The sequence below is a fragment of the Anaeromassilibacillus sp. SJQ-5 genome (genome assembly GCF_054108045.1).
This window is the reverse complement of sequence record NZ_JBPJWQ010000001.1, coordinates 3,316,359-3,340,740: the sequence shown is the minus strand read 5'-3', so window position 1 is coordinate 3,340,740 and position 24,382 is coordinate 3,316,359. Positions and strand designations below refer to the sequence as shown.

The window sequence follows — 24,382 nt, the reverse complement described above, 5'->3', positions numbered from 1 at the left end:
GAGGGCGCGTCGCTTCCTCCCCGTGATATTGACGAAAACTCGTGCGAAATTGCTAAGAGATTTCGGCTGAATAAGGGTATCTTTTTTTGAACAGGCCGGTATAATAGGGCGTGTAAATAGTTTGTTAACAAGTTCCCCGCGAAGCCGCCGGGGAATTTGAAAGGCAGGGTGATGATATGTTTCAAATCCGATGGCTGTGGCGTAACATTGAACGCAAGTACCGCGTCGCTCTGATTGTCGCGCTCATTCTATCCGCCGGCACCAGCGTCATGCTGGTGATCAACCCCTTTCTGTCCGCCAAGCTCATCGACGATGTTATTATCCCCCAGAACCCGGATCCCCTGCTGCCGCTGCTGTTCTCCATGCTGGCGGTACAGGTGCTGCGGCAGGGCATGCGGTATGTGATGGTTATTCTGCTGGAGCGCTCGGCTCAGCATCTGATGTTCAATCTGCGGGTGCATCTCTTCACCGTCCTGCAGCATCAGGAGATGCGGTTCTTCGATCGCAACCGCACCGGCGACCTGATGACCCGCCTGTCCGCCGATCTGGATTGGTGCCGCCATTTTACCGCGTTTCTCACCTATCAGGTGGTGGACAGCGTGGTGATGTTCGTCGCCACCCTGACCATGTTTTTCTGCGTCAGCTGGCAGTTGACCCTGGCCCTGCTGGCGGTTACCCCTCTGCTGATGCTCATCACCAAGCTGTATTCCAAAAAAGTGCATCCCCTCTTCGTCGGCATGCGGGATCGCCTGTCCGATCTGAACACCGCCGCCCAGGAAAATATCGCCGGTAACCGGGTGGTCAAAGCTTTTGCCCGGGAGGATTACGAGCGGGAGCGTTTCCATGAGCGGAACCAGGAGTACCGTGACGCCAACCTGGACATCAATAAGCTGTGGCTTACCTTTTTCCCCATGATCGAGGTGCTGGCCAACGCCATGACCCTTATCACCATCTTCTTCGGCGGCGCGCTCATCATCATGGGCCAGCTGCACCCCGGTCCCGGCGCCTTTTCCCCTGGTGACCTGACCATCTTCACCTCCCTGTCCTGGGCGCTGGCCAATCCCATGCGCAACCTGGGTACCCTGATAAACGATTTGCAGCGGTTCGGCGCCTCCGCGACCAAAATCATCGAGGTGTATTACGGCCGGCCCCTTATTGTCGACCGGCCCGACGCCGAGAGCCATCCGCACATGGAAGGGAGAATCGCCTTCCGGGATGTGAGTTTTTCCTTCGGCGGCGTCCAGGTGCTCAAGGATGTCAGCTTTGAGGTGGAGCCTGGCCAGACGGTGGCCATCATGGGCCCCACCGGCTCGGGCAAAACCACCCTCATCAACCTGCTGGCCCGCTTCTATGACGCCGACAGCGGCGAGATCCTGGTGGACGGCTGCAACGTCCATATGTGGAAGCTGCAGGAGCTGCGCCGCGGCATCGGCACCGCCACCCAGGACGTGTTCCTCTTCTCCGACACGGTGGAGGGCAACATCGCCTTCGGCAACCAGTCTTTGTCCGAGGTGGAGGCCCGGGATTTCGCCCGGCGGGCGGCGGCGGACGAATTCGTCGTCAAAATGCCAGAGGGCTATGACACCATTGTGGGGGAAAGAGGCGTGGGCCTTTCCGGCGGCCAGAAGCAGCGTATCGCCCTGGCCCGCGCCATGGCGGTGGAGCCCGCCATCCTGGTGCTGGACGATACCACCTCCGCCGTGGATATGGAAACCGAAAAATACATACAGCGGCAGTTGCGCGAGCTGCCCTATCCCTGCACCAAAATTCTCATCGCCCAGCGGATTTCCTCCGTCAAGGACGCGGATCTCATCCTGGTGCTGGAAAACGGACAGATAACCGAGCGGGGCACCCATGAGGAACTGCTGAAAAACCGCGGTTACTATTGGGAAACCTATGCCCTGCAGAACGATATTCATGAGGAATCCGTCCCCGTGACCGCTCAAGGGGGTGTGTGCTGATGGCTCGGAACAAATTCGACGTGGACGAAAACCTGGAATCCCCGTTCAGCTTCGCCCACCTCAAGCGTGCCATGAAGTACGTTAAGAAGCATGCCTTTAAAATGGTGCTCGCTCTGGTGCTGTCCTGCATCGCCAGCGTGGTGGCGCTGTTCGGCCCGAAGATTATGCAGTGGGCCCTGGACGATGCCGTGCCGCATAACGATTTCGGCCTGCTGGGCCGCCTGGCCCTGTTCTACACCCTCATCGTGATTATCGGCATCGTCTTCACCACCATCCGGGCCCGCATTATGGCTCATGTCAGCCAGGAGATTGTCTACGATATTCGGGAGGATCTCTTCGCTCATCTGCAGCGCCTGCCCTTCAGCTACTACGACAGCCGGCCGGCGGGGAAAATCCTGGTGCGGGTCATCAACTACGTCAACTCGGTGTCCGACATGCTGTCCAACGGCATCATCAACAGCATCCTGGAAATCGTCAACGTGGCGTTTATCATCGTGTTCATGTACTCCACCAACGCGCTGCTGGCTACGATTGTGGTGGCCGGTCTCCCGCTTTTCGCGGCGGTCATCTGGTACATCAAGCCCCGCCAGCGGAAATACTGGCAGGCCCAGTCCAACAAAAATTCCAACTATAACGCCTACCTCGCGGAGAGCATCGACGGCGTGCGCGTCAGCCAGCTGTTCGCCCGGGAGGAGGAGAACATCTCCATCATGAAGCGGCTGGCCGCCGCCTGCCGCGCCGCTTGGCTGAAGGCTGTCTATGTGGGCAACGCCGTGTGGCTCTCTTCCGAAATCATCAGCCAGATCGTCTTCACCGTGATGTACATCGCTGGCGTGTACTGGATTGGCGGCGCCATGGTATCCTTCGGCGTGCTGCTGGCCATGGGGCAGTATGTCAGCCGCTTCTGGCAGCCCATCACCAACCTGGCCAACATCTACAACATGTTCATCAATAACATCGCGTACCTGGAACGCATTTTTGAAACCATGGACGAACCGGTGGTGGTGGACGATCTGCCCGGCGCGCAGCCTTTGCCCGCCATCCGGGGCGAGGTGGAGTTCCGTGACGTGACCTTCGCCTACGAGCCGGGCGTCAATATTCTGGAGAACCTCTCCTTCTCCGTGCGGGAGGGTGAGAGCGTGGCCCTGGTGGGGCCGACGGGGGCCGGCAAGACCACGGTGGTCAATCTTATCAGCCGGTTCTATAACCTCACCGGCGGTCAGGTGGTGCTGGACGGCAAATATGACATCGCCGGCGTCACTCTCCACTCCCTGCGCAGCCAGATGGGCATCATGCTTCAGGACAGCTTTATTTTCAGCGGCACTATCATGGACAACATCCGCTATGGCCGGCTGGACGCCACCGACGAGGAAGTGCAGGCCGCGGCCCGGGCGGTGCGGGCGCACGATTTCATTATGGAAATGGATCGAGGCTACTACACCGAGGTTAACGAACGGGGCAGCCGCCTCTCCCAAGGGCAGCGGCAGCTGATCTCTTTCGCCCGTACGCTTCTGTCCGACCCGAAAATCCTGATTCTGGACGAGGCCACCTCCTCCATCGATACCAAAACGGAGCGGCTGCTCCAGGAGGGGATCGCGGCGCTGCTCAAGGGGCGGACCTCCTTTATCATCGCCCACCGGCTGTCCACCATCAAGACTTGTGATAAAATCATGTACATTGCCGACAAGCACATTCAGGAATGCGGCAGCCACGACGAACTTATCGCCCGGCGCGGGCTATATTATAATCTGTATACCGCACAATCGCAGGAACAGGGCGTCGCCCTGGCGACATAACGAAAAGGGATCGGTCTTTTGGCCGATCCCTTTTCGTTATGTCTCTCTTACGCCGCCTCCAAGCGGCGGGCTCCCACGGCCAACTTTCGAGAAAACTCCTGGAGTAGTCTCTCAGCCGCCATCGGTTTGTCCGTTGCGGCTATTTTTTTGTCTTTTTGGGTGAATTTATATAAAGCGCTGCATAATCTCGTAGAAAATTTCGCGTTTGTCGGCGGTTTTGCCTAACAATTGCCTATTTACAAGGCCTAGAGAATATGTTATAGTTTTAACAATGCATCATGGGGGAGTTTGGCGCTTTGTCATGGGGCAGACAAATTCCGACAGCGACCCGCCGGGTTACCGGGGGGCCGGAGAGGGTGTACCGCGGGGCTTGTGCAGCCAGCCCGATCCGGGTAAGCCGATAGAGTTAAGGGAGACAACCGTATGCGAAAAGGGAAAAAAATCACCATTTTGGGCGCCGGTAATGTGGGCGCCTCCATCGCGTATACCCTGACCATGGACGGTATGGCGTCCGAAATCGTTCTCATCGACATCAACGAGAAAAAGGCCCAGGGCGAGGCGGCCGACATCCTGCAGGGCACCCCGTTCAGCGCGCCGGTGAACATCCACGCCGGCGGTTATGAGGATGCGGTGAATTCCGATATCGTCATCGTCACCGTGGGCATGGCCCGCAAGCCGGGACAAACCCGAATCGATTTAGCCCAGGCCAATGTGGACATCGTCAAATCGGTGATGCCGCAGATTACTCGTTTCGCTCCTGACGCGGTGTATGTGGTGGTCAGCAACCCGGTGGACATCATCACCTACGCCATTCTGAAAACGACCCATCTGTCCGAAAGCCAGGTCGTTGGCTCGGGCACCATGCTGGATTCCGCCCGGCTGCGGTCCCGACTGGCCGCCCATGTGGGGCTTAACTCAAAGAACGTGCACGCCTATGTGTTCGGCGAGCATGGCGACACCTCCATGATCCCCTGGTCCCTGGCGACCATCGCGGGCATGGAAATGGACACCTACTGCTCGGTAATCTGCGACAAGCACAACCACTGCGGCAAGGAAGAGCTGCGGGAAATCGAGGACGACGTGCGCACGGCGGGGGCCAAGGTCATCGCGTTGAAGGGCGCGACCTACTACGCCATCGCCATGGCGGTGCGCCGTATCTGCGAGTGTATCATCCGGGATACCGACTCGGTGATGACAGTGTCCGCCATGATTCACAACCAGTACGGTATCAACGACGTCTGCCTCAGCCTGCCCTTCGTGGTGGGGGCGGCGGGCCTCAAGAGGGCCATCATCCCGCCGCTGACCGACGGGGAAAAGGCCATGCTGCATAAGAGCGCCGACGCGCTCAAGGAAGTTATCGCCCAGCTCAATATTTAACGAGATAGTATGGAAAGGATAGGATGACATTATGGATTACGCTGCCGAATCGCTGAAACTGCACAAGGAATGGAAAGGCAAAATCGAGGTGGTCTGCCGCGCCCCCCTGAACACCCGGGACGACCTGTCCCTGGCCTATACCCCCGGCGTCGCCGAGCCCTGCCTCGCCATTCAAAAGGACGTGAATCTGAGCTATGACCTGACCCGTCGCTCCAACCTGGTGGCCGTGGTCACCGACGGCACCGCGGTACTGGGCCTGGGCGATATCGGCCCGGAGGCCGGCATGCCCGTTATGGAGGGTAAATGCGCCCTGTTCAAGGCTTTTGGCGACGTGGACGCGATTCCGCTGTGCGTGCGTTCCAAGAGTGTGGACGATATTGTGAACACCGTGCGCCTGCTGGCGGGCAGCTTCGGCGGCGTCAACCTGGAGGACATCTCCGCCCCCCGCTGCTTTGAAATCGAGCGGCGGCTCAAGGAATGCTGCGATATCCCGATTTTCCATGACGATCAGCACGGCACCGCAGTGGTGACCCTGGCCGCTATGCTTAACGCCCTCAAGCTTACCGGTAAGAAGATCGAAGAGATCCGCGTGGTGACCAGCGGCGCGGGCGCGGCGGGCATCGCCATCATCCGCCTGCTCATCGCCATGGGCCTCAAGGACGTGGTTCTCTGCGACCGGCAGGGCGCGATTTATAAGGGCCGGGAGGGCCTCAACGCCGAGAAGACGGAAATGGCCGAAATCACCAACCAGGAATGCCGTAAGGGTACTCTGGCCGAGGTGCTCAAGGGCGCCGATGTGTTCATCGGCGTGTCCGCCCCCGGCTGCGTGACTCCGGAAATGGTGAAGAGCATGGCCCCCAACCCCATCCTCTTCCCCATGGCCAACCCGGTGCCGGAAATCATGCCCGCCCTGGCGCTGGAAGCCGGCGCCGCGGTTGTCGGCACCGGCCGCAGCGACTTCCCCAACCAGATCAACAACGTTCTAGCCTTCCCGGGCATCTTCCGGGGCGCTCTGGACGTGCGGGCCAGCGACATCAACGACGAGATGAAGATCGCGGCGGCGAAAGCCATCGCCGCGTTCGTCACCGACGATAAGCTGACCGCCGAGTACATCATCCCCAGCGCGCTGGATCGCAGCGTGGCGGCCGCCGTGGCCAAGGCGGTGGCCGAGGCCGCCCGGAAAACCGGCGTGGCCCGGATCTAATTTGTTTGTCCCCAGCCCCGTGGAGCCTCGGCTCCACGGGGCTTTTTTCATGGAACTCCCCTCCCGCTCTGGACATGGACAGGCCGCGCATGGTATACTTCGAGCATAAGGCTCGGACAGGGCCGCGGGGGATGCCCCCGCGTCGATTTGAGGAGGAGTTTCATGGGGCGGTATGTGGCGGAATACACCATCGGGCAGCCGGATGATTTTATTCGGCTGGTCAGTGAGGATTATTTCCAGAAGGAAGGGTTCAAGCTGGTTCCCTATAAGGGAGAAATGCTGTGGAAAAAGGGGCGCGGGGTGCTGACCGCTCCCCAGTATATCAAGCTGGCCTACGGGCAGGGGATTGTGCACGTGGAGGCATTCATCCGCTGGACCATCCTGCCGGGTGTATACGTGGGCGAAATGGCGCTGGACAACGGGTTCGTGGGGGCCATTCCCAAAAGCATGCTGATGGACAAGGTAAACACCCTGCTGCGGCTGCTCAGCCAGCCGATGCCGGCCGCCGCGCCTGCGGGCGGCCCGATGCCTGCAGCGGCGCCGGGGGCTGGAGCCCCGCAGGCGGCTGTTCCCCAGCCTATGCCCGCGCCGGGAGCGCCGATCCCTGCCACGCCCCCCATGCCGGGCGCGTATCCGGGAGCGCCGGCTCCATATGCGGCGGCGCCCGCTTACGCGGGCGGGCCGGTTCCGGTGGCGGTGCACAACCCCACCGGAAAGGCGACCATGGCCTTGGTGTTCGGCCTGCTGAGCGTCCTGGGGGCGCTGGCCTTCCCGGTGGGCATCGTGTTCTCCATCCTGGGAATAGTGAACAGCCGGACGGGGATGAAATCCACCGCCAAGGGCATGGCCGTGGCCGGTCTGGTGCTGAGCATCCTGTTCCTGGTGGTCAGCCTGGTGGAATGCGCGGCGATGATCCTGCGGTTTTGGCTGAGCCTGATTTGAGGAGGTTGGATTGATGCGTGCTATGAACATACGGGCCACGGCGCTGGCGGTGGCTTTCCTGATGTCTTTGCCGCTGCTGGGCGGCTGCAACACCATTCTGCTGACGCGGGAGCTGGCCGCCAAGACGGAGGAAGGGAATACTCCGCAGACCGTCGCGACCCCCGACGGGCGGTATGAGGTGACTGTGACCGGCGGCTGGACCGAGGACAGCAAGCAGTTGGAGAATCCGCAGGCCCTTCGAGTAATCCATACGCGCAGGGACATGGTAGTCATCGTGCTGGCGGAGAGCAAGGAAGAGATCGGGCTGGACATAGGGATCGAGGAATATATGGACGCGTCCCTGGAGGTCATGCAGGAGGATGCACAAGACGTTACCCATACCGCGGGCGTACCGGTGACAGTGGGCGGCATGCGAGGCTTATCTGCTGAAATGCGGGAGGAAACCGACGATTTGGAGCTGATATACTGGCTTTATTTCCTGGAAAATGACGACGATTTCGTCCGGGTAGTCGGCTGGACGACGGCCGAACGGGAAGCCGATAACCGGCAGGCCGTTCAGAACGTGATGCAGTCGGTGAAAACGGCGGAGCTCATCGGATAAAAGGGGGATCGGCCGATGAACAGGACGGATCGGCTGCGGCTCTGGTACGAACGGGCAGCTTCCCGATGGGAGGAGACTCTGCCTATCGGCAACGGCAGCCTGGGGGCCATGATCTGGGGCGGCGCGCCCTGCGAGGTGCTGGGCCTCAACGAGGAAAGCCTGTGGTCCGGATGGCAGCGGGATCGGAACAATCCCGGCGCCCGCGCGCATCTGGAGGAGGTGCGCCGCCTGATCCGGGAGGAACGGTACGGCGAGGCGGAAGCGGTGGCCGAAGCCCATATGCTGGGGGAATACGGCGAGAGCTATCTGCCGCTGGGCAGCCTGCATCTGGCGTTCAAACACGGGCCGGCGACGGATTATATGCGGGAGCTTGATTTGGAGCAGGCGACGGCCCGGGTGGCCTATACGGCCGATGGCGCGACCTACGAGCGGGAGTATCTGGCGAGCTTCCCGGCCCGGGCGATACTTGTCCGGCTGACCTGTTCGCAGCCCCGGATGGCCCTGACCCTTTCGTTCGAATCGCCGCTGTCCTGCCGGACGCGGGCGGATGAGGACGGGCTGATCATCGAGGGGCAATGCCCCGAGCATGTGGATCCCCCTTATATTCCCGACAGGCCGGAGGCGGTCATTCAGGGCGAGCGGGGCCGGCGTTTCTCCGCACGGGTGCGGGTGCTGTCCGGCGACGGGACGGTGCGCGCGCGGGACGGCCGCCTGTCCGTGGACGGTGCGTCTCGTCTCGTCCTGGCGGTGTCGGCGGTGCGGGAGCCGGAACTGCCCGCGGGCGCTTCGTATGAAACGCTGCGCGAAGCGCATATCCGGGATTACCGGGCCCTGTTCGACAGGGTGGAACTGTGGCTTGGGCCGCAGAAAGCTATGCCCACCGATCGGCGGCTGGCCGTCCTGCGGGAGGGCGGAGAGGATCCGGGGCTGTACGCGCTGTATTTCCAGTACGGCCGGTATCTGCTCATCGCCTCCTCCCGGCCCGGCGGCCTGCCCGCCAATCTGCAGGGGATCTGGTGCTGGGAGCTGCGGCCCCCTTGGAGCAGCAACTGGACCACCAATATCAACGCGCAGATGAACTATTGGCCTGCCCAAAGCTGCGGCCTGTCGGATTGCCTGTCCCCTTATGTGGGGCTGCTGAAACGGCTGTGCGAGCAGGGGCAAAAGACGGCGGCGGCGCACTACGGCTGCCGCGGCTTCGTCCATCACCACAACGCCGATGTCTGGGCCAACACCAATCCGGTGGGGATCCCCTACGGCGGCGCGGCGGGGCAGCCAGGCAGCGCGGAATGGGCGCTGTGGCCCATGGGCGGCGCCTGGATGGCGGCGGAGCTGTACAAACACTATGCCTATACGCTGGACGAGGCGTTCTTGCGGGAAACTGCGTATCCCTTGCTGCATGAGGCGGCGCGGTTCCTGGCCGACTGGCTGGTGGAGGTGGACGGCCGATACGAGACCTGTCCCTCCACGTCCCCCGAAAACCGGTTTATCGGGCCGGATGGGAGCGCCCATTGCTTGGCCATGTCCACGGCCATGGATTTGGCCATTATCCGGGAGGTGTTCCGGGATTTCCGCCGTGCCTGCGAGGTGCTGCACATTGAGGACGGGCTGCTGGATGAGATAGACGAGCGGCTCGGGCGACTGGCCCCCTTTCAGGTGGGCAGCCGGGGGCAGCTGCTGGAATGGCACAGGGAGTTTGAAGAACGGGAACCGGGGCACCGGCACCTGTCCCATCTGTACGGCCTGTTCCCCTCCGATCTGTTCGCCGGGGATGCGCGGCTGACCGAGGCGTGCCGGGTGTCCCTGCGGGAGCGGCTGGCTCACGGCGGGGGACATACCGGCTGGAGCTGCGCCTGGATTATCAATCTGCTGGCGGTGCTGAAGGATGGGGAAGGGGCCTACGCCTATTTACGTACTCTGCTGACCCGATCCAGCTACGACAATCTCTGGGACGCCCACCCGCCGTTTCAAATCGACGGAAATTTCGGCGGCACAGCGGGGATCGCCAATATGCTCGTGCAGGATCGGGGCGGCGAGGTGAAGCTGCTGCCCGCCCTGCCCGCCGCTTTTCCGCAAGGCTATGTCCGGGGGCTGCGGATTACCGGCCGCCGGGCGGTGGATATCCGCTGGGAAAACGGGACAATGACGGCGCATCGGATTTACACGGTGGATTGAATTCGGAGAGAGATGGTCATGGATTTCATCCGATCGGTTCTGCCGACGGCGGCGTTGCTCTTTCTATACGCCCTGATCCTGGCGGCTGTCTTCCGCTTCTTGGGAAACCGCCTCGTCAGCTCCTCCGTCTGTAAATTCCTATGGGAAAAGCTATGCGGCCTCTTTCATAAAGCCCAGTAACAACCACGCGCCGAAGGAAGATTCCTTCGGCGCGTGGTTGTTGTTTTACCGCGATTCCAGCTCGATATAGAATTCCACCCCGTCGCCGTGGGCGCTGCGGCAGTTGTAAGCGCCGTAGGGCATGCCGTGGGCTTTCATGATGGCCGCCACCACCGACAAGCCGATGCCGGTGCCTCCGTAGGCGCGGGTGCGGGCCTTATCCACCTTGTAAAAGCTCTCCCAGACGCGGGGCAGATCCTCCTCGGGAATATGGCTGCCGGTGTTGAACACGGTGACACGGACCCGGCCGTCCTCCTTGGGGATGATGCGGGCCTCCACCCGTCCCCCCTCGTTGACATGGTTGAGGGCGTTGGACAGGAAATTGGTCAGGACGTTTTCCATGAGGTAGTCGTCGGCCCAGACATATACCGGCCCAGACTCCGGCAGGATGGGAACGATGCCTTTTTGGGAAAAGCGGATGCTCATTTTGTTCATCAGGTTGTCGAGCAACTCGGTGATGTCAAACCGCTCGATCACCAGCTGCTCTCCGCCGGCTTCCAGCTGCATGAGCATGGTCATCCGCTTGATAAGCTCCGACATCTTCTGTGCCTCGTCCTCGATGACCTCGCAGTAGTAGTCGCGGTTGGCCGCCCCGTCGGCGATGTCCTCCTTCAGGCCCTCGGCATAGGTGCTGATGAGGGCGATTGGCGTTTTCAGCTCATGGGAGACATTGGAGATGAAGGCGCGGCGGGCCTCGTTCTGCTGGTTCTTTTGCTCGATGTCGTTCATCAGCTGGCGATTGGCGGTTTTCAGGTCGGAAATGGTGCGCTCCAGGGAGATGGACATGGAGTTGATGCTCGCCCCCAGATCGGCCAGTTCATCCCGGCCGCCGCCGGTGTACCGGTCCTGGAAGTCCAGGCGCGCCACGCTGCCCGCCACTCGGGACAACTCCCGGATGGGCCGGGTGAACCGGCGGGAAAAGAAAAAGACCAGGAGCAACGAGACCAGCAGGGTGACGGCACCCGAAATTAGCAGGAACTGGTTGGTGATGCCCACGCTTTCCTTGATACCCTCCACGGAGGTGCGCATCTCGATGGGAAACCCGTTGCTCAAAGCGCCGGTCAGGGTGATAAAGCTGGTTTTCAGCTTGGTGTCCTGCACCACCGTCACCTCGCAGGAGCCGGGCAGGTAGGTCTTGGTGGGGCGGACGGGGATTGCCTGGGTGCCCTCCGCGCGGTAGCGGGCGATCAGCCGGCTGCCCGCCCAGATGGTGCTGGATATGCCGTCGTTGTTGGCCAGGCTGTCCAGCGTCAGGTCGATGATTTCCAAATTGGCGGTATAGTCCTGGGAAAAGAGGCTGTTGACCTCGGTGAAGGCCATCTGCACCGCGTCGGATTTTTGCCGGCGGTAATAGCTTTCCAGCGCGAAATTGTTCAGCAGCCAGTTGACCCCTAGCAGCAGCGTGATGCACAGCAGGAACCAGCCCGCCAGCTTCCACACGATGGAATGGCGGGGAGGCAGCAGGGCCTGCAGGCTCTTTTCCGATAGGCGGTTGTGCGCAAGCTTGTCCATAGGTCTGTCCCTTTATCCGGCGTCGGGCTCGAATTTGTACCCAATGCCCCGAATGGTTTTGATGCAGTCGCCGTGACGGCCCAGCTTGCTGCGCAGCTTTTTGACATGGGTGTCCACCGTGCGGGCGTCGCCGTAATAATCGTACCGCCAGACGCTGTCCAGAATTTTGTCCCGGGAGAGGGCGACCCCGCTGTTGGTCATCAGGTAGGTCAGCAGCTCGAACTCGGTATAGGTCAGTTCCACCGGCTGGCCGTCCACCTTGACCTCGCGCCCCACCGGATCCACCAGCAGGCCGTCCACCACGGGGCGGGCCGCCGGCTCCTCGGGCGCGCCCCGGCGGAACACCGCCTCGATGCGGGCCAGCAAAATTTTCAGGCTGAAGGGCTTGGCGATGTATTCATCCACCCCCAAGGAAAAGCCCTGCAGCTCGTCGTCCTCCTCGGAACGGGCCGTGAGCATGATAATGGGCACCTGGGACTTGGAACGAATATGGCGGCAGACCTCCCAGCCGTCCATGCGGGGCATCATGACGTCCAGCAGGATGAGGTCCGGACGCCCGGATTCAAACAGACTCAGCGCCTCCACGCCGTCCCCCGCCTCCAGGGTTTCATACCCCTTGATGTGCAGATAATCAGCGATGACGCGGCGCATGCGGATTTCATCGTCCGCGATAAGAATGGTTTTTGACGCAGTGTTTTCCATAGCAAACGCCCCTTCATCTGATCCGTCGGACCAACAGCCAGCAGCCGTCCGGTTTTATGGAGCCAACGGGATATAGTATGCGATACCCGTGTGATAACCGTGTGAATTTCCGCTTGAAATTTTATGACGGTACTAGGTAAACGATAAAAAGATCATGCCTGACTGCTCAGCGGCGGCTTGGCGGGAAATCCCCTGGGGGAATTCTTCTGCACCGATCTAACCACTGGCTTTTTCATCATCGCTTACCTAGTATAACATAAAATCCGGCCAAACGGACAGTCGCCGCTGAAACGAATATTTTTTCTTTTTTCGGAAATACTATGGCAAGCGGTTGATTATATACCTCTATATATCCGGACAATTTTCTATGGATAATCCGATAAAACAGGCAATAATACGAAAAAGTATACAAATAAAAATTACATTATAAAAAATATTGCAATAAAAAACAAGATAACCGCTTGACATGTCAAGCGGTTGATGCTATACTGCAATTGTAGAGAACAGAGAGCGGCTGAACGCCGCGATCCGAAGGCGGGAGGTACCCTTTATGGACAATACCATTATGCTCATCACCTACGCGGACAGCTTGGGGAAAAACCTGAAGGAGCTGGGCGGGGTTTTGCGGGATCACCTGGACGGGGTGGTCGGCGCCGTGCACATCCTTCCCTTTTTCCCTTCCTCCGCCGACCGGGGCTTCGCCCCCATGCGGTACGACATGGTGGATCCGGCTTTTGGGGATTTCGAGGATATCCGGGCCATCGCGCAGCGCCACGCTGTGATGTTTGACTTTATGGTCAATCACATTTCCGCCCACTCCCCCTATTTTGAAGATTTCTTGAAAAACAAGGACGCCTCTCCCTATCGGGATATGTTCATCCGGTATAAAGACTTTTGGCCGGGCGGAGCGCCTACCGAGGATCAGGTGGATAGGATTTATAAGCGCAAGCCCCGGGCCCCTTCCATCACGGTCACCTTCGCCGATGGAACCACGGAAGACATCTGGTGCACCTTCTGCGAGGAACAGATCGACCTGAATATGAACAGTGCCGTCGCCCGGAAGTTTATCCGCAGCACCCTGCGGGACATGTGCGAAAAAGGCGCCGCGGTCATCCGGCTGGACGCCTTCGCCTATGCGGTCAAAAAACCGGACACCAGCTGCTTTTTCATCGAGCCGGAGATGTGGGAGCTGCTCGAGGACATCGAAGAGGTGGTCAAGCCTTACGGAGTGGATATCCTGCCCGAAATCCACGAGCATTACACCATTCAGCAGAAAATCGCGGACAAGGGCTTCTGGGTGTACGATTTCGCGCTGCCCATGCTGGTGCTTCATGCCCTGTATACCGGCAAGGGGGAGGAATTGGTGCACTGGCTGAACATCTGTCCCCGCCGGCAGTTCACCACCTTGGATACCCACGACGGCATCGGCGTGGTGGATGTGGCCGACCTGATGTCCCAGGAGGAAATCGACGCCACCAAGGAGGCGCTGTTCACCAAAGGCGCCAACGTCAAAAAGATTTACAACACCGCGGCCTATAACAATTTGGATATTTACCAGATCAACTGCACCTACTATTCCGCCCTGGGGGACCAGGACGCGGCCTATCTGCTGGCCAGGGCGATTCAGTTTTTCGCCCCCGGTATTCCGCAGGTGTATTACGTCGGGCTGCTGGCCGGCGGCAACGACATCGAGCTGCTGGAAAAAACCAAGCAGGGCCGGGATATCAACCGCCACTATTATTCCCGGGAGGAGGTGGACCGGGAAGTCCGCCGCCCGGTGGTGCAGAAGCTGTTTGAACTTATGCGGCTGCGCAACGCCCATCCCGCCTTCGCCGTGGAGGGAGAATGCCGGCCGGAGATGCTGGATGAAACTACCTTGCGGATTACCCGGTGCAGCGGGGAAAACCAATTGATGCTGACCGCCGATTTGGCCACTCACGCATTCCAGATAACCGAAGGCGATGCAGTCCTGTTTTCCCAAGAGGTATAAGGCTAAAGACGCTCGTGCCAAGCTGCCTTGGCCCCGCGTTGATAGGGCGGGGATTCTCCCCGCGAAACAACACAAATTTGATAAAGAAAGAGGTAATGACCATGCTGAAACGTATCCTGGCGGTAACCCTCTCGGCGGCCATGATCGGCGCCGTCCTTACCGGCTGCAGCAATGACAAGGAACCCGGCACCGAAAGCAAGATGAAGCTCACCTTCCTCAACTCCAAGGGTGAAATCCAGGACGGCCTGGAGGCCGTGGCCAAGGAATACAAGAAAAAGACCGGCGTGGATATCGAAATCCTGGTGGCGCCGGCTGGCACCTCTCCCTCCGAGCGGTTCTCCCAGCTGTACAACTCCGGCACGCCGCCTACCATGTCCATGCTCGACACCACCGACGTGGTGGACATTGGCTGGGACAAGGCGGTGGACTTGACCGGTGAAAAGTGGGTGGCCGACGCGGGCAACCAGGCCTACCGCATCAACGACAAAGTGTATTCCTTCCCCATGGGGGTGGAGGGCCGCGGCCTGATTTACAACAAAACGGCCATCGAGAAGACCCTGGGCAAAACTTTCGATCCCAAGGAATACAACACCATGGATAAGCTCAAGGCCCTTCTGGAGGAGCTGAAGAGCAAGGGGATGGCCACCCCGGTCGTGATTTCCAAGGAAGACTGGTCCCTGGGTTCCCACTATTTCGGCTATCTGTATATCACCCAGTCGGACGACGAGGGCGCCAGCGCGGCGTATATTGACAAGATGAAGAAGGGCGAAATCGATCTGAAGAACGATAAGCGCTTCAATCAGCTGCTGGACACCTTCGATCTGCTCCGCTCCTACAACATCAACGGCAAGGCGCCTCTGGACGCCAAATATGAGGTGGATCCCTCCTACGTGGTGGATGGAGAAGCGGCGTTCTGGTTCAACGGCAACTGGGCGTGGCCCAACATGAAGGAATTCATCACCGCCGACAACAAGAACGAGTTCGGCCTGATGATCCTGCCTTTGGGCAACGACGCCAGCGATTTTGTCAACACCAAGATGCTGGGCACCGCGTCCAAGCAGATCATCATCGATAAGACCAAAACCTCTGAGGAAGAGCAGAAGGCTGCCAAGGACTTCCTCAATTGGCTGGTGTATGACGAGGCGGGCCAGAAGGGCATGGTGGAAACCCTGCAGCTGGTGCCGGCATTCTCCAACATCAAGCTGGAGCCCACGGATCCCCTGGGAAAGGCCCTGAAGGTTTATGTGGACGAGGGCAAGACCAGCCCCGACTGCATCGTCCCGGCGGATCACTGGAGCAAGGTGGGCGCGGCCATGCAGCAATATCTGGCCGGCAAATCCACCCGTGAGCAGCTGGCTGCCAAGGTGCTGGAGTACTGGAAGAGCAAAGCGTAATAGCCCCATAAACGGCACCGCTTCCCGGACGCGGAACGCCGCGTCCGGGAAGCGGCGGCCGATACATACGGCGGCCACCCGGCGGGATTCCCACGGGCAGCCATGCAGAAAGAAGGCTTATCATGAGAGAAAAAACAAAACTGGGCAACCTGAAATTGTTTTTGATATTTGCCGGGCCGGCCGCGGTTCTGTTCCTCTGCGTGGTCGTCATCCCCTTCCTGTACGGCCTGGTGTTGACCTTTACCAACTGGAACGGCATTTCCGACGGGGCGGGCTTCGTGGCGTTTCAGAACTATGTGACCGCCTTTAAAGACACGGCGTTCTGGCATTCCCTGCTGCTGACCCTCGGCTACGTGGCCGCGTCGGTGATCCTCATCAACCTGGTGGCCTTTTTCCTGGCCTATCTGCTGACCAGCGGCATCAAGGGGCAGAATTTTCTGCGATCCGCCTTTTTCACCCCCAACCTCATCGGCGGTATCGTCCTCGGCTTCATCTGGCAGTTTGTGTTCAATAACGCGCTGACCAGCTTCGGCAGCGGCATCGGATCCGATTTGCTCTCCAGCTCCTGGCTGAGCGATCCCACCATGGCGTTCTGGGCGCTGGTGGTGGTGACGGTCTGGCAGTATTCGGGCTATATGATGATCATCTATGTGGCCGGATTTACCAGCGTGTCCCACGACCTGCTTGAGGCGGCCAGTATCGACGGCTGCACGGCCTTTCAGACCACCCGCTATGTCACCCTGCCCCTGATGGTACCCTCCTTCGTCATCTGCTTGTTCTTGTCCATCCAGCGGTGCTTTATGGTGTACGATGTCAACCTGTCCCTGACGGGCGGCGGTCCCTACGGCACCACCATCCTGTCCGCCATGCATGTGTACCAGAAGACCTTCGTGTCCAAGGAATACGGCGTGGGCCAGGCGGAGGCGCTCATCCTCTTCCTGGTGGTGGCCATTATCAGCATCACCCAGGTGTCCTTGGGCAAGCGGAAAGAGGTGGAGGCGTAACATGAAAACGAGCCTCACTCGGGATGGAATCCGATATATGGCCGTCTGCGGGCGGCGGAATGGGGGGATACGATGAAACGGCAGGTTATCGGCGGCACCCGTACGCGGATCTGGGGGATCGTCAAGACGGTGATCCTGTTTGCGCTGCTTCTGGTCTATATGGTGCCGTTTTTCATGGTGATTATCAACGCGTTCAAAACCAACCGCACCATCCTCAAGGAACCGCTCAAGCTGCTGGAGCCGGGCGGCCCGATCTTCACCAACTTCTCTTACGCCTTTGATAAAATGGATTTCCTGCGCGCCTTTTTCAATTCGCTGTTCATCACGGTGCTCAGCGTGCTGCTGATTGTGATCATCACCTCCATGACCGCCTATTTCTTCGTGCGGGCGGATTGGAAAATTAATAAGGTGTTTTTCGCCCTCATGGTCGCGGCCATGATCGTCCCCTTCCAGGTCATCATGACCCCGCTCATCTCCATCTACGGCAGCTTCCTGGGGATTCTTGATCACCGGCTGACCCTGGTGTTCATGCACGTGGGCTTTTCTATCAGCATGGCGGTGTTCATCTATCACGGCTTCATCAAGAGCAACATTCCCCTCTCCCTGGAGGAAGCCGCCACCCTGGACGGCTGCAGCCGGACACAGACCTTCTTCCGGATCGTATTCCCGCTGCTCAAACCCATCACCGCCACTATCATCGTCCTCAATGTTCTGGCCATCTGGAACGACTATCTGCTCCCTTCCCTGGTGCTGACCAAAAAGGAGCTGTTCACCCTGCCGCTGTCCACCTATTCCTTCTACGGCAGCTATCTGACCAACTACGGCGCGGTGATGGCCGGCCTGATGCTGACGGTTTTGCCGGTTATCATTCTGTACCTGTTCCTGCAAAAGCAGATCATCAGCGGCGTGATTTCGGGCGCGGTCAAGGCATAATTCGATTGCGTTCATTGGAAAGCCCTGTTATAATGGCGGTATAAGCGGCCGAAAGGAGCGGATAGCGGCATGGCGACTCTCAAGGATGTGGCGGAGCTGGCGGGCGTTACGGTGACCACGGTCTCCCGCGTGCTCAACAATCGGGGCTACATCAGCGATAAAACGAGGCAGGCGGTCTATGAAGCCATGAAGCGGCTGGACTACCGGCCCAACGAGCTGGCCCGTTCCCTCTCCAAACGGCGCACCAACGTCATCGGGGTCATCGTCCCCTCGGTGGCCCATCCGTACTTTTGCCGGGTGGTCAGCTTTCTGGAGCAGGAGGCGGCCCGGCATGGGTATAAAATCATGCTCTGCAACTCCTTCCATCAGCGTGAGAAGGAGATCGAATATATCGATATGCTCAAATCCAATAAGGTGGCGGCCATCGTCCTGTGCAGCCGGACGCCGGACATCGGGGCCTATCTGGACATGTCCCTGCCGGTGGTCACCTTCGAGCGCACGGAGGAGGGCAATGTGTCCGCCGTGTCCTGCGATAATTACCAGGGCGGGACGCTGGCCACCCGGCACCTTATTGGGAAGGGCTGCCGCCGCCTCGCCCATATCAGCGGAAGCAGCGAGGTGCATATGCCTGCGGATCAGCGGTGCGCGGCGTTTCTGGATGTCTGCCGAGAATATAATCTGACCGGCAAAGTGTTCGACACGGCGGAGGCCCAGTTTCTTTCCATGGATTATGGAGCATTTTTGGATCGGATTCTGATGGAAAACCCGGAGCTGGACGGCGTCTTTGCGAGCAGCGACGTCATCGCTGCCCAGCTCGTGCAGGCCTGCGCTCGGTGCGGCCGGCGGGTGCCGGAGGACATCAAGGTGGTCGGTTTCGACGATGTGGATATCGCCGCCCTGACCACACCGCCTATCACCACCATCCGCCAGCCGGTGGAGCAGATGTGCTCCTTCGCCGTGCGCACCATCCTGCAGCAGCTCGAACAGGGCTGTACGGCGGTCAAAACGGTGCTGGGCGTGACGCTGGTGGAGCGGGGCACGACGTAAGGAGGCGGAAAGACGCGATGCGTGATTTGGTTTCTCTCGGCGAGTTGCTGGTGGATTTCACCCCGGTGGGGGAATCCGCGGCGGGCAACCCGGTTTTTGAACGCAACCCGGGCGGCGGCCCGGCCAACCTGGCCTGCGCGGCGGCCCGCCTGGGCGTGAACACCGCGTTCATCGGGCAGGTGGGGGATGACGCCTTCGGGCGGGCTTTGAAGGGGATTCTCGCAGACAGCCGGGTGGATGTCGGCCGCCTGAGGCTGTCCGCTGACTATCAGACCACCCTGGCCTTCGTGCATCTGGACGCGGGCGGGGAGCGGTCCTTCAGCTTCTATCGGCGACAGGGCGCGGATACCATGCTCGTCCCGGAGGAAGCGGATTTCGCCCTGGCGGCTGATTGCCGGTGCTTTTTCTACAGCTCGGTGCTCATGACCGGCGGCCCCTCCCGCCAGGCGAGCTTTCAGCTGGCATCTCATGCCCGGGAGCGGGGGGCCGCCACGGTCTACGATCCCAATCTCCGTCTGAACCTCTGGGACAGCCCGGAGGAGGCCCGGTCGGTCATTCTCTCGGCCATGCAATGGGCCGATATCGTCAAGGTGTCTGAGGAGGAGCTGGTGTTCCTGACGGGTGAGCCGGATCTGGATAAGGCGGCCCGGCAGCTGAAAGCGGCTTACGGCGTGAAGGCGCTGCTGGCCACCCTGGGGGCCAAGGGCTGCTTCGCCCTGGTGAATGGGGAGCGGATCGACGTCCCGGGCTTTGCGGTGGAGACGGTGGACACCACGGCGGCCGGCGACTCCTTCACCGGCGGCTTCCTGTACGGCCTACTACAGGGCTGCACCCCCATCGAGGAGCGCTCCGCCGATCAAATCCGAGATATGCTGACCTTTGCCAATGCGGTGGGGGCGCTGACTACCACCCGGAAGGGCGCCATCTCAGCCCTCCCCTCCTACGGCGAGGTGCTGGAGTTTTTACAGCAACAAGGCCATATGTAACGCAGCTTCAAGCCCCGGCGGATTTTTCCGCCGGGGCTCAGCTTGTCGATAAAGTCGACAAGCTGCTGGACGGGGACGCCGGATCACGGCGGCTCACTGACGTTCGCCTTGTTCCATCTGTCCCCGCTGGCGGAGCGTTCGCTCCGCCCGACCACGCCCTGCTCTTGAAAACCGGCGGAAACACGTGTGTTTCCGCCGGTTTTCGCCTATAAGGTGTGTTTGCGAGGCACATGTCCTCGCAAACACCGATTGGTAACCCGCCCCCGCTTTTTTCGTTTTCCGAATGGCGGATTCCCCTTTTTTGACAGACTGCAAGCCCCGGCGGATTTTTCCGCCGGGGCTTTTTTGGACAGGCTGGTTCTTGACAACGGCGCTTTTGTTCCTTATAATTAGCATATCAACTATTAGGGTGCTAATCATTCGCCTGCAAATGATTAGCACCCTAATGATTAAATCGCGTATACTGATAAAGAAGGCGGCCCCCGCCGGACAGGAGACGACATATGAAAACGCCCTTTCACCTGCTGCTGATTCGCACCTATCACGCACAGAAAAACCGGCTGCGCCCCGAGATGGCGGGGATCGGCCTCTCGCCCGGCCAGCCGAAAATCCTCAACCGCTTGATGGAGAAGGACTGCTGTATGCAGAAGGAGCTGGCCGAATCCTGCGACATTCAGCCCGCCACCGTGTCCCGCATGCTGGACACCATGGAGCAGGCGGGGCTGGTCTGTCGGCAGGAGGAGGCTCCCCGCCGCCGAGCGGCCAGCGTGGCCATCACCGAGGCGGGCCGGGAGGCCCATCGGCAGTGGCAGGCCATCTGCGGCCGGGTGGGCGAGGTTTCCCTGGCCGGCTTTACCGAGGAGGAACGGCAGCAGTTCGCGGAATATCTCCGCCGGATGTACCGCAACCTCACCGGCCGGGAGATCGACGCAGGCGTGTAGAACAGGAGGCGGCTTCGGGTATGTTCAAGCGATTTTGGGCCTATTTCGGGCCTTATAAAAAATATCTGGTCATCAGCAGCGTCTGCGTCGTTTTGGAAGGGACGTTCGAACTGGTGATTCCTCTGATCATGGCGGATATCATCGACGTGGGCGTGGCGGCCCGGGACACGGGGTACATATTGGGCAAGGGGCTGCAGATGGTGTTTTGCGCCCTGGTTTCCCTGGCGCTGGGTGCAGTCTATGCCCGTCTGGCCGCCCTGGCCGGCCAGGGCTTCGGTGCCGAGCTGCGCCGGGCGGAATACCAGAAGGTGCAAAGCTTTTCCTTTTCCAACATCGATCGGTTCAGCACCTCGTCGCTGGTCACCCGGCTGACCAGCGACGTCGCCGTCCTGCAGAATGCGGTGTGCAACGGCATCCGGCCGCTGGTGCGGGGGCCGGTGATGATGGTCACCGCCCTGACCATGTCGATTCTGCTCAACGCGCAGCTGGCGTTGATTTTCGCGGTGGCCATTCCGCTGCTCGCGGCGGCGCTGTTCCTCATCCTGCGCAAGCTGCGGCCCGCCTATGGCCGGATGCAGCGGGCGCTGGACAAGGTCAACTCCGTGGTGCAGGAGAACCTGACGGCCATCCGGGTGGTGAAATCCTTTGTCCGGGGCGATTATGAGTGTAAAAAGTTCCAGGATGTCAATGAGGACTTTCAAAAGACCAGCGAGCATGCGTTCCGGTTCGCGGCGCTGAACATGCCCTGCTTCCAGCTGGTGATGTACGCCACCATTGTGGCGATTCTATGGTTCGGCGGCGGCATGGTGAACGCGGGCAGCATGCAGGTGGGGCGGCTGACCGGCTTTCTCAGCTATGTGCTGCAAATCCTCAATTCCCTGATGATGATTTCCGGCGTGTTCATGATGCTCACCCGTTCCATGACCTCCGCCTCCCGCATCGCGGAGGTGCTCGACGAGGTGCCGGGAATTCCGGCCGCCGGGCGGGAAAGCGCCCGGGTGGAGCGGGGCGGCGTCGATTTTGATCACGTGTATTTCAAGTATGCCGATACAGCGGCGGAATATGTGCTCTCCGACATCTGCCTGCACATTGCCCCGGGGCAGACGGTGGGGATCTTGGGGGGCACCGGATCGGCCAAAACCTCCCTGGTGCAGCTCATCCCCCGGCTGTACGACGTGTCGGGGGGCACGCTGCGCATCGACGGTATCGATGTCAAGGACTATCCGGTGGCCCATCTCCGGGACGCCGTGGGCATGGTGCTTCAGAAGAATACCCTGTTCACCGGCACCATCCGGGAAAACCTTCTATGGGGCAACGAGCAGGCCGGCGACAAGGAGCTGGCCTGGGCCTGCCGGGCGGCCTGTGCCGATGAGTTTATCCGCCGTCTGCCTGAAGGGTACGAGACGCATCTCGGGCAGGGGGGCGTCAATGTTTCGGGCGGGCAGAAGCAGCGGCTGTGCATTGCCCGGGCTCTGCTGAAAAAGCCTAAGGTGCTGATTTTCGACGATTCCACCAGCGCGGTGGACACCGCCACCGAAGTCCGCATCCGGGAGGGGTTGGCCGTCAGCCTGCCGGACACCACCAAAATCATCATCGCCCAGCGGATAAGCTCCATCGAGCACGCGGATCAGATTGTGGTGCTGGACGATGGACGGATACAGGATACCGGTACCCACGAGGAACTGCTGGCCCGCTGTGCGATATATCAGGACGTCTGGGCGTCCCAGAAGAAGGGGGCGACGGCGTAATGGCGCGGACCATGCGGCACGAAAAGCCCAAAAATTTCGGTTTGACCCTCCGGCGGCTGCTGGCTTATCTGAAGCGGCATACCCCGATGCTTCTCCTGATTTCCCTGCTGGTCCTGATCAGCGCGGGGGCCAACGTGTTCGGCACCTATCTGCTCAAGCCGGTGGTCAACCGGTATATCCTGCCCGGGGACATCGGCGGCCTTATCCGGATGCTGGCGTTTATGGGGGCGATTTATCTGGCAGGGGCGGCGGCCACCTTCGGTTACTCGCAGCTGATGGTGAAGACCGCCCAGCGGATTATCCGGGAGCTGCGGCAGGATTTGTTTGGCACTGTCCAGAAGCTGCCGTTGAGCTATTTCGATTCCAAAACCCACGGGGAGCTGATGAGCCGGTTCACCAACGACATCGATACCATCGCGGAATCCCTGAACAACAGCTTTACCGCCCTGGTGCAGAACACGGTCATGATTGCGGGCACCCTGACGGTACTCCTGGTGCTCAACTGGAAGCTGGGCCTGATTGTCATCGCCACCTTTGGCGGCATGGCCCTGTTTCTGCGGTACAGCAGCAAGAAAAGCCACGCCCACTTTTCCGAGCAGCAGGCCTATCTCGGCAGCTTGAACGGCTTCATCGAGGAATCGGTGGAGGGCCAGAAGGTGGTCAAGGTTTTCAACCATGAGGAAAAGAACCTGGAGGAATTCACCGCCCGCAATGAGAAGCTCCGGGGCGCGGCCACCCAGGCGTTGACCTATTCGGGCCTGATCATCCCGGTGGTGGTCAGCCTGTCCTATTTCAACTATGCTCTGTGCGCGTGTATCGGCGCGTTCTTTGCCATCGCAGGGGCCATCGATCTGGGCAGCCTGGCGTCCTACTTGGTCTACGTCCGGCAGGCCGCCATGCCCATCAACCAGTTTTCCCAGCAGGTGAATATCATCATGGCCGCCCTGGCGGGGGCGGAACGGATTTTCGACGCCATGTCCCAAACGCCCGAGGTGGACGAGGGCGACGTCACGCTGGTGAAAACAGCGGACGGGCAATGGGCCTGGCGCTCCCCGGAGGGCCTGGAGCCCCTGCGGGGGGACGTGCGCTTCCACGGCGTCAGCTTCGGCTACCGGCCGGATCACCCCGTTCTCAAAAATATCGAGCTGTACGCCAAGCCCGGGCAGAAAATCGCCTTTGTCGGCTCCACCGGCGCGGGCAAGACCACCATCACCAACCTCATCAACCGCTTTTACGAGGTGACGCAGGGCGTCATCACCTACGACGGCATCGACGTGCGCCGCATCCGCAAGGACGATTTGCGCCATTCCCTGGGCGTCGTGCTGCAGGATTCCCATCTGTTTACCGGTACCATCGCGGATAACATCCGCTATGGCCGGCTGGACGCCTCCATGGAGGAGGTGATCGCCGCCGCCCGGCTGGCCAATGCCGACGGCTTCATCCGCCGCCTACCCCAGGGGTACGATACCCTGCTGACCGGGGACGGGGCCAATCTGAGCCAGGGTCAGCGGCAGCTGCTGACCATTGCCCGGGCGGCCATATCCGACCCGCCGGTGCTCATCCTGGACGAGGCCACCAGTTCCATCGACACCCGCACCGAAAAACTCATCGAGGCGGGCATGGATCGGCTGATGGAAAACCGGACGGTGTTTGTCATCGCCCACCGGCTGTCCACCGTGCGCAACGCCAAGGCCATCATCGTGCTGGAAAACGGCGAAATCATCGAGCGGGGCAGCCACGACGAGCTGGTGGCGCACAAGGGCCGGTACTACCGGCTGTATATCGGCCAGTTCGAGCTGGAATAAGCCAAAAACACCCGCCATTTTTCAACGGCGGGTGTTTTGTGCGTG

The 24,382-nt window shown here is 60.3% G+C and carries 20 protein-coding genes; 18 read left to right on the top strand and 2 right to left on the bottom strand.

Annotation, left to right across the window (positions count from 1 at the left end):
• Positions 1 to 176 precede the first annotated feature (176 nt).
• The 9 genes from ACSAMM_RS14455 to ACSAMM_RS14415 all read left to right on the top strand — a co-directional run bounded on the left by ACSAMM_RS14455 (position 177) and on the right by ACSAMM_RS14415 (position 10,236).
• A complete protein-coding gene (locus ACSAMM_RS14455; protein ID WP_457791981.1) occupies positions 177 to 1,961 on the top strand; it encodes an ABC transporter ATP-binding protein in 1,785 nt (594 codons plus the stop codon).
• Complete coding sequence (locus ACSAMM_RS14450; RefSeq protein WP_178724959.1) at positions 1,961 to 3,757, top strand: ABC transporter transmembrane domain-containing protein; 1,797 nt, start codon at positions 1,961 to 1,963, stop codon at positions 3,755 to 3,757. Before ACSAMM_RS14455 ends, ACSAMM_RS14450 begins: the two co-directional genes overlap by 1 nt.
• Before the next feature lie 18 nt (positions 3,758 to 3,775).
• Positions 3,776 to 3,982, top strand: coding sequence for a hypothetical protein (locus ACSAMM_RS14445; RefSeq protein ID WP_178724961.1), 207 nt, complete (start codon positions 3,776 to 3,778; stop codon positions 3,980 to 3,982).
• A gap of 198 nt (positions 3,983 to 4,180) precedes the next feature.
• A complete protein-coding gene (locus ACSAMM_RS14440) occupies positions 4,181 to 5,134 on the top strand; it encodes an L-lactate dehydrogenase (RefSeq protein WP_178724963.1) in 954 nt (317 codons plus the stop codon).
• Between the two features lie 31 nt (positions 5,135 to 5,165).
• Positions 5,166 to 6,338 carry a malic enzyme-like NAD(P)-binding protein gene (locus ACSAMM_RS14435; protein WP_178724964.1) on the top strand — a complete coding sequence of 391 codons (1,173 nt, stop codon included), beginning with the start codon at positions 5,166 to 5,168 and terminating at the stop codon, positions 6,336 to 6,338.
• 162 nt (positions 6,339 to 6,500) lie between these two features.
• On the top strand, positions 6,501 to 7,280 hold the full coding sequence (locus ACSAMM_RS14430; RefSeq protein WP_457791980.1) for a hypothetical protein: 780 nt from the start codon (positions 6,501 to 6,503) through the stop codon (positions 7,278 to 7,280).
• 13 nt (positions 7,281 to 7,293) lie between these two features.
• Entirely contained in the window at positions 7,294 to 7,881 is a 588-nt protein-coding gene (locus ACSAMM_RS14425) for a hypothetical protein (protein WP_457791979.1), read from the top strand.
• Positions 7,882 to 7,896: 15 nt separating this feature from the next.
• Entirely contained in the window at positions 7,897 to 10,056 is a 2,160-nt protein-coding gene (locus ACSAMM_RS14420; RefSeq protein ID WP_457791978.1) for a glycoside hydrolase family 95 protein, read from the top strand.
• Positions 10,057 to 10,074: 18 nt separating this feature from the next.
• Entirely contained in the window at positions 10,075 to 10,236 is a 162-nt protein-coding gene (locus ACSAMM_RS14415) for a hypothetical protein (RefSeq protein WP_457791977.1), read from the top strand.
• 45 nt (positions 10,237 to 10,281) lie between these two features.
• Here the strand turns inward: ACSAMM_RS14415 and ACSAMM_RS14410 are convergent, their stop codons facing one another.
• Together ACSAMM_RS14410 and ACSAMM_RS14405 are read right to left on the bottom strand one after the other, a co-directional pair.
• Positions 10,282 to 11,787: a sensor histidine kinase gene (locus ACSAMM_RS14410; protein WP_457791976.1), complete on the bottom strand. Its 1,506-nt coding sequence runs from the start codon at positions 11,785 to 11,787 to the stop codon at positions 10,282 to 10,284.
• Between the two features lie 12 nt (positions 11,788 to 11,799).
• Entirely contained in the window at positions 11,800 to 12,489 is a 690-nt protein-coding gene (locus ACSAMM_RS14405; RefSeq protein ID WP_457791974.1) for a response regulator transcription factor, read from the bottom strand.
• 550 nt (positions 12,490 to 13,039) lie between these two features.
• Between ACSAMM_RS14405 and gtfA the strand changes: the two genes are divergently transcribed.
• The 9 genes from gtfA (at position 13,040) to ACSAMM_RS14360 (ending at position 24,337) form a co-directional block, all read left to right on the top strand.
• Complete coding sequence (gtfA, locus tag ACSAMM_RS14400; RefSeq protein WP_457791973.1) at positions 13,040 to 14,479, top strand: sucrose phosphorylase; 1,440 nt, start codon at positions 13,040 to 13,042, stop codon at positions 14,477 to 14,479.
• Between the two features lie 101 nt (positions 14,480 to 14,580).
• Positions 14,581 to 15,873, top strand: a complete 1,293-nt coding sequence (locus ACSAMM_RS14395) for a sugar ABC transporter substrate-binding protein (protein WP_457791971.1) — start codon at positions 14,581 to 14,583, stop codon at positions 15,871 to 15,873.
• A gap of 122 nt (positions 15,874 to 15,995) precedes the next feature.
• The gene (locus tag ACSAMM_RS14390; protein ID WP_457791970.1) at positions 15,996 to 16,877 is read left to right on the top strand and encodes a carbohydrate ABC transporter permease; all 882 of its coding nucleotides are present in this window, start codon (positions 15,996 to 15,998) and stop codon (positions 16,875 to 16,877) included.
• Positions 16,878 to 16,949: 72 nt separating this feature from the next.
• Positions 16,950 to 17,810: an ABC transporter permease subunit gene (locus tag ACSAMM_RS14385; protein WP_178724979.1), complete on the top strand. Its 861-nt coding sequence runs from the start codon at positions 16,950 to 16,952 to the stop codon at positions 17,808 to 17,810.
• Between the two features lie 69 nt (positions 17,811 to 17,879).
• Positions 17,880 to 18,857 (top strand): substrate-binding domain-containing protein, encoded by a 978-nt coding sequence (locus ACSAMM_RS14380; protein WP_178724982.1) that lies wholly within the window; start codon positions 17,880 to 17,882, stop codon positions 18,855 to 18,857.
• A 17-nt stretch (positions 18,858 to 18,874) separates the two neighbouring features.
• The gene (locus ACSAMM_RS14375) at positions 18,875 to 19,843 is read left to right on the top strand and encodes a carbohydrate kinase family protein (RefSeq protein ID WP_457791969.1); all 969 of its coding nucleotides are present in this window, start codon (positions 18,875 to 18,877) and stop codon (positions 19,841 to 19,843) included.
• A gap of 503 nt (positions 19,844 to 20,346) precedes the next feature.
• Positions 20,347 to 20,784 carry a MarR family winged helix-turn-helix transcriptional regulator gene (locus ACSAMM_RS14370; RefSeq protein WP_457791968.1) on the top strand — a complete coding sequence of 146 codons (438 nt, stop codon included), beginning with the start codon at positions 20,347 to 20,349 and terminating at the stop codon, positions 20,782 to 20,784.
• 20 nt (positions 20,785 to 20,804) lie between these two features.
• On the top strand, positions 20,805 to 22,532 hold the full coding sequence (locus ACSAMM_RS14365) for an ABC transporter ATP-binding protein (RefSeq protein ID WP_457791966.1): 1,728 nt from the start codon (positions 20,805 to 20,807) through the stop codon (positions 22,530 to 22,532).
• Positions 22,532 to 24,337, top strand: a complete 1,806-nt coding sequence (locus ACSAMM_RS14360) for an ABC transporter ATP-binding protein (protein ID WP_457791965.1) — start codon at positions 22,532 to 22,534, stop codon at positions 24,335 to 24,337. Before ACSAMM_RS14365 ends, ACSAMM_RS14360 begins: the two co-directional genes overlap by 1 nt.
• Positions 24,338 to 24,382 lie beyond the last annotated feature (45 nt).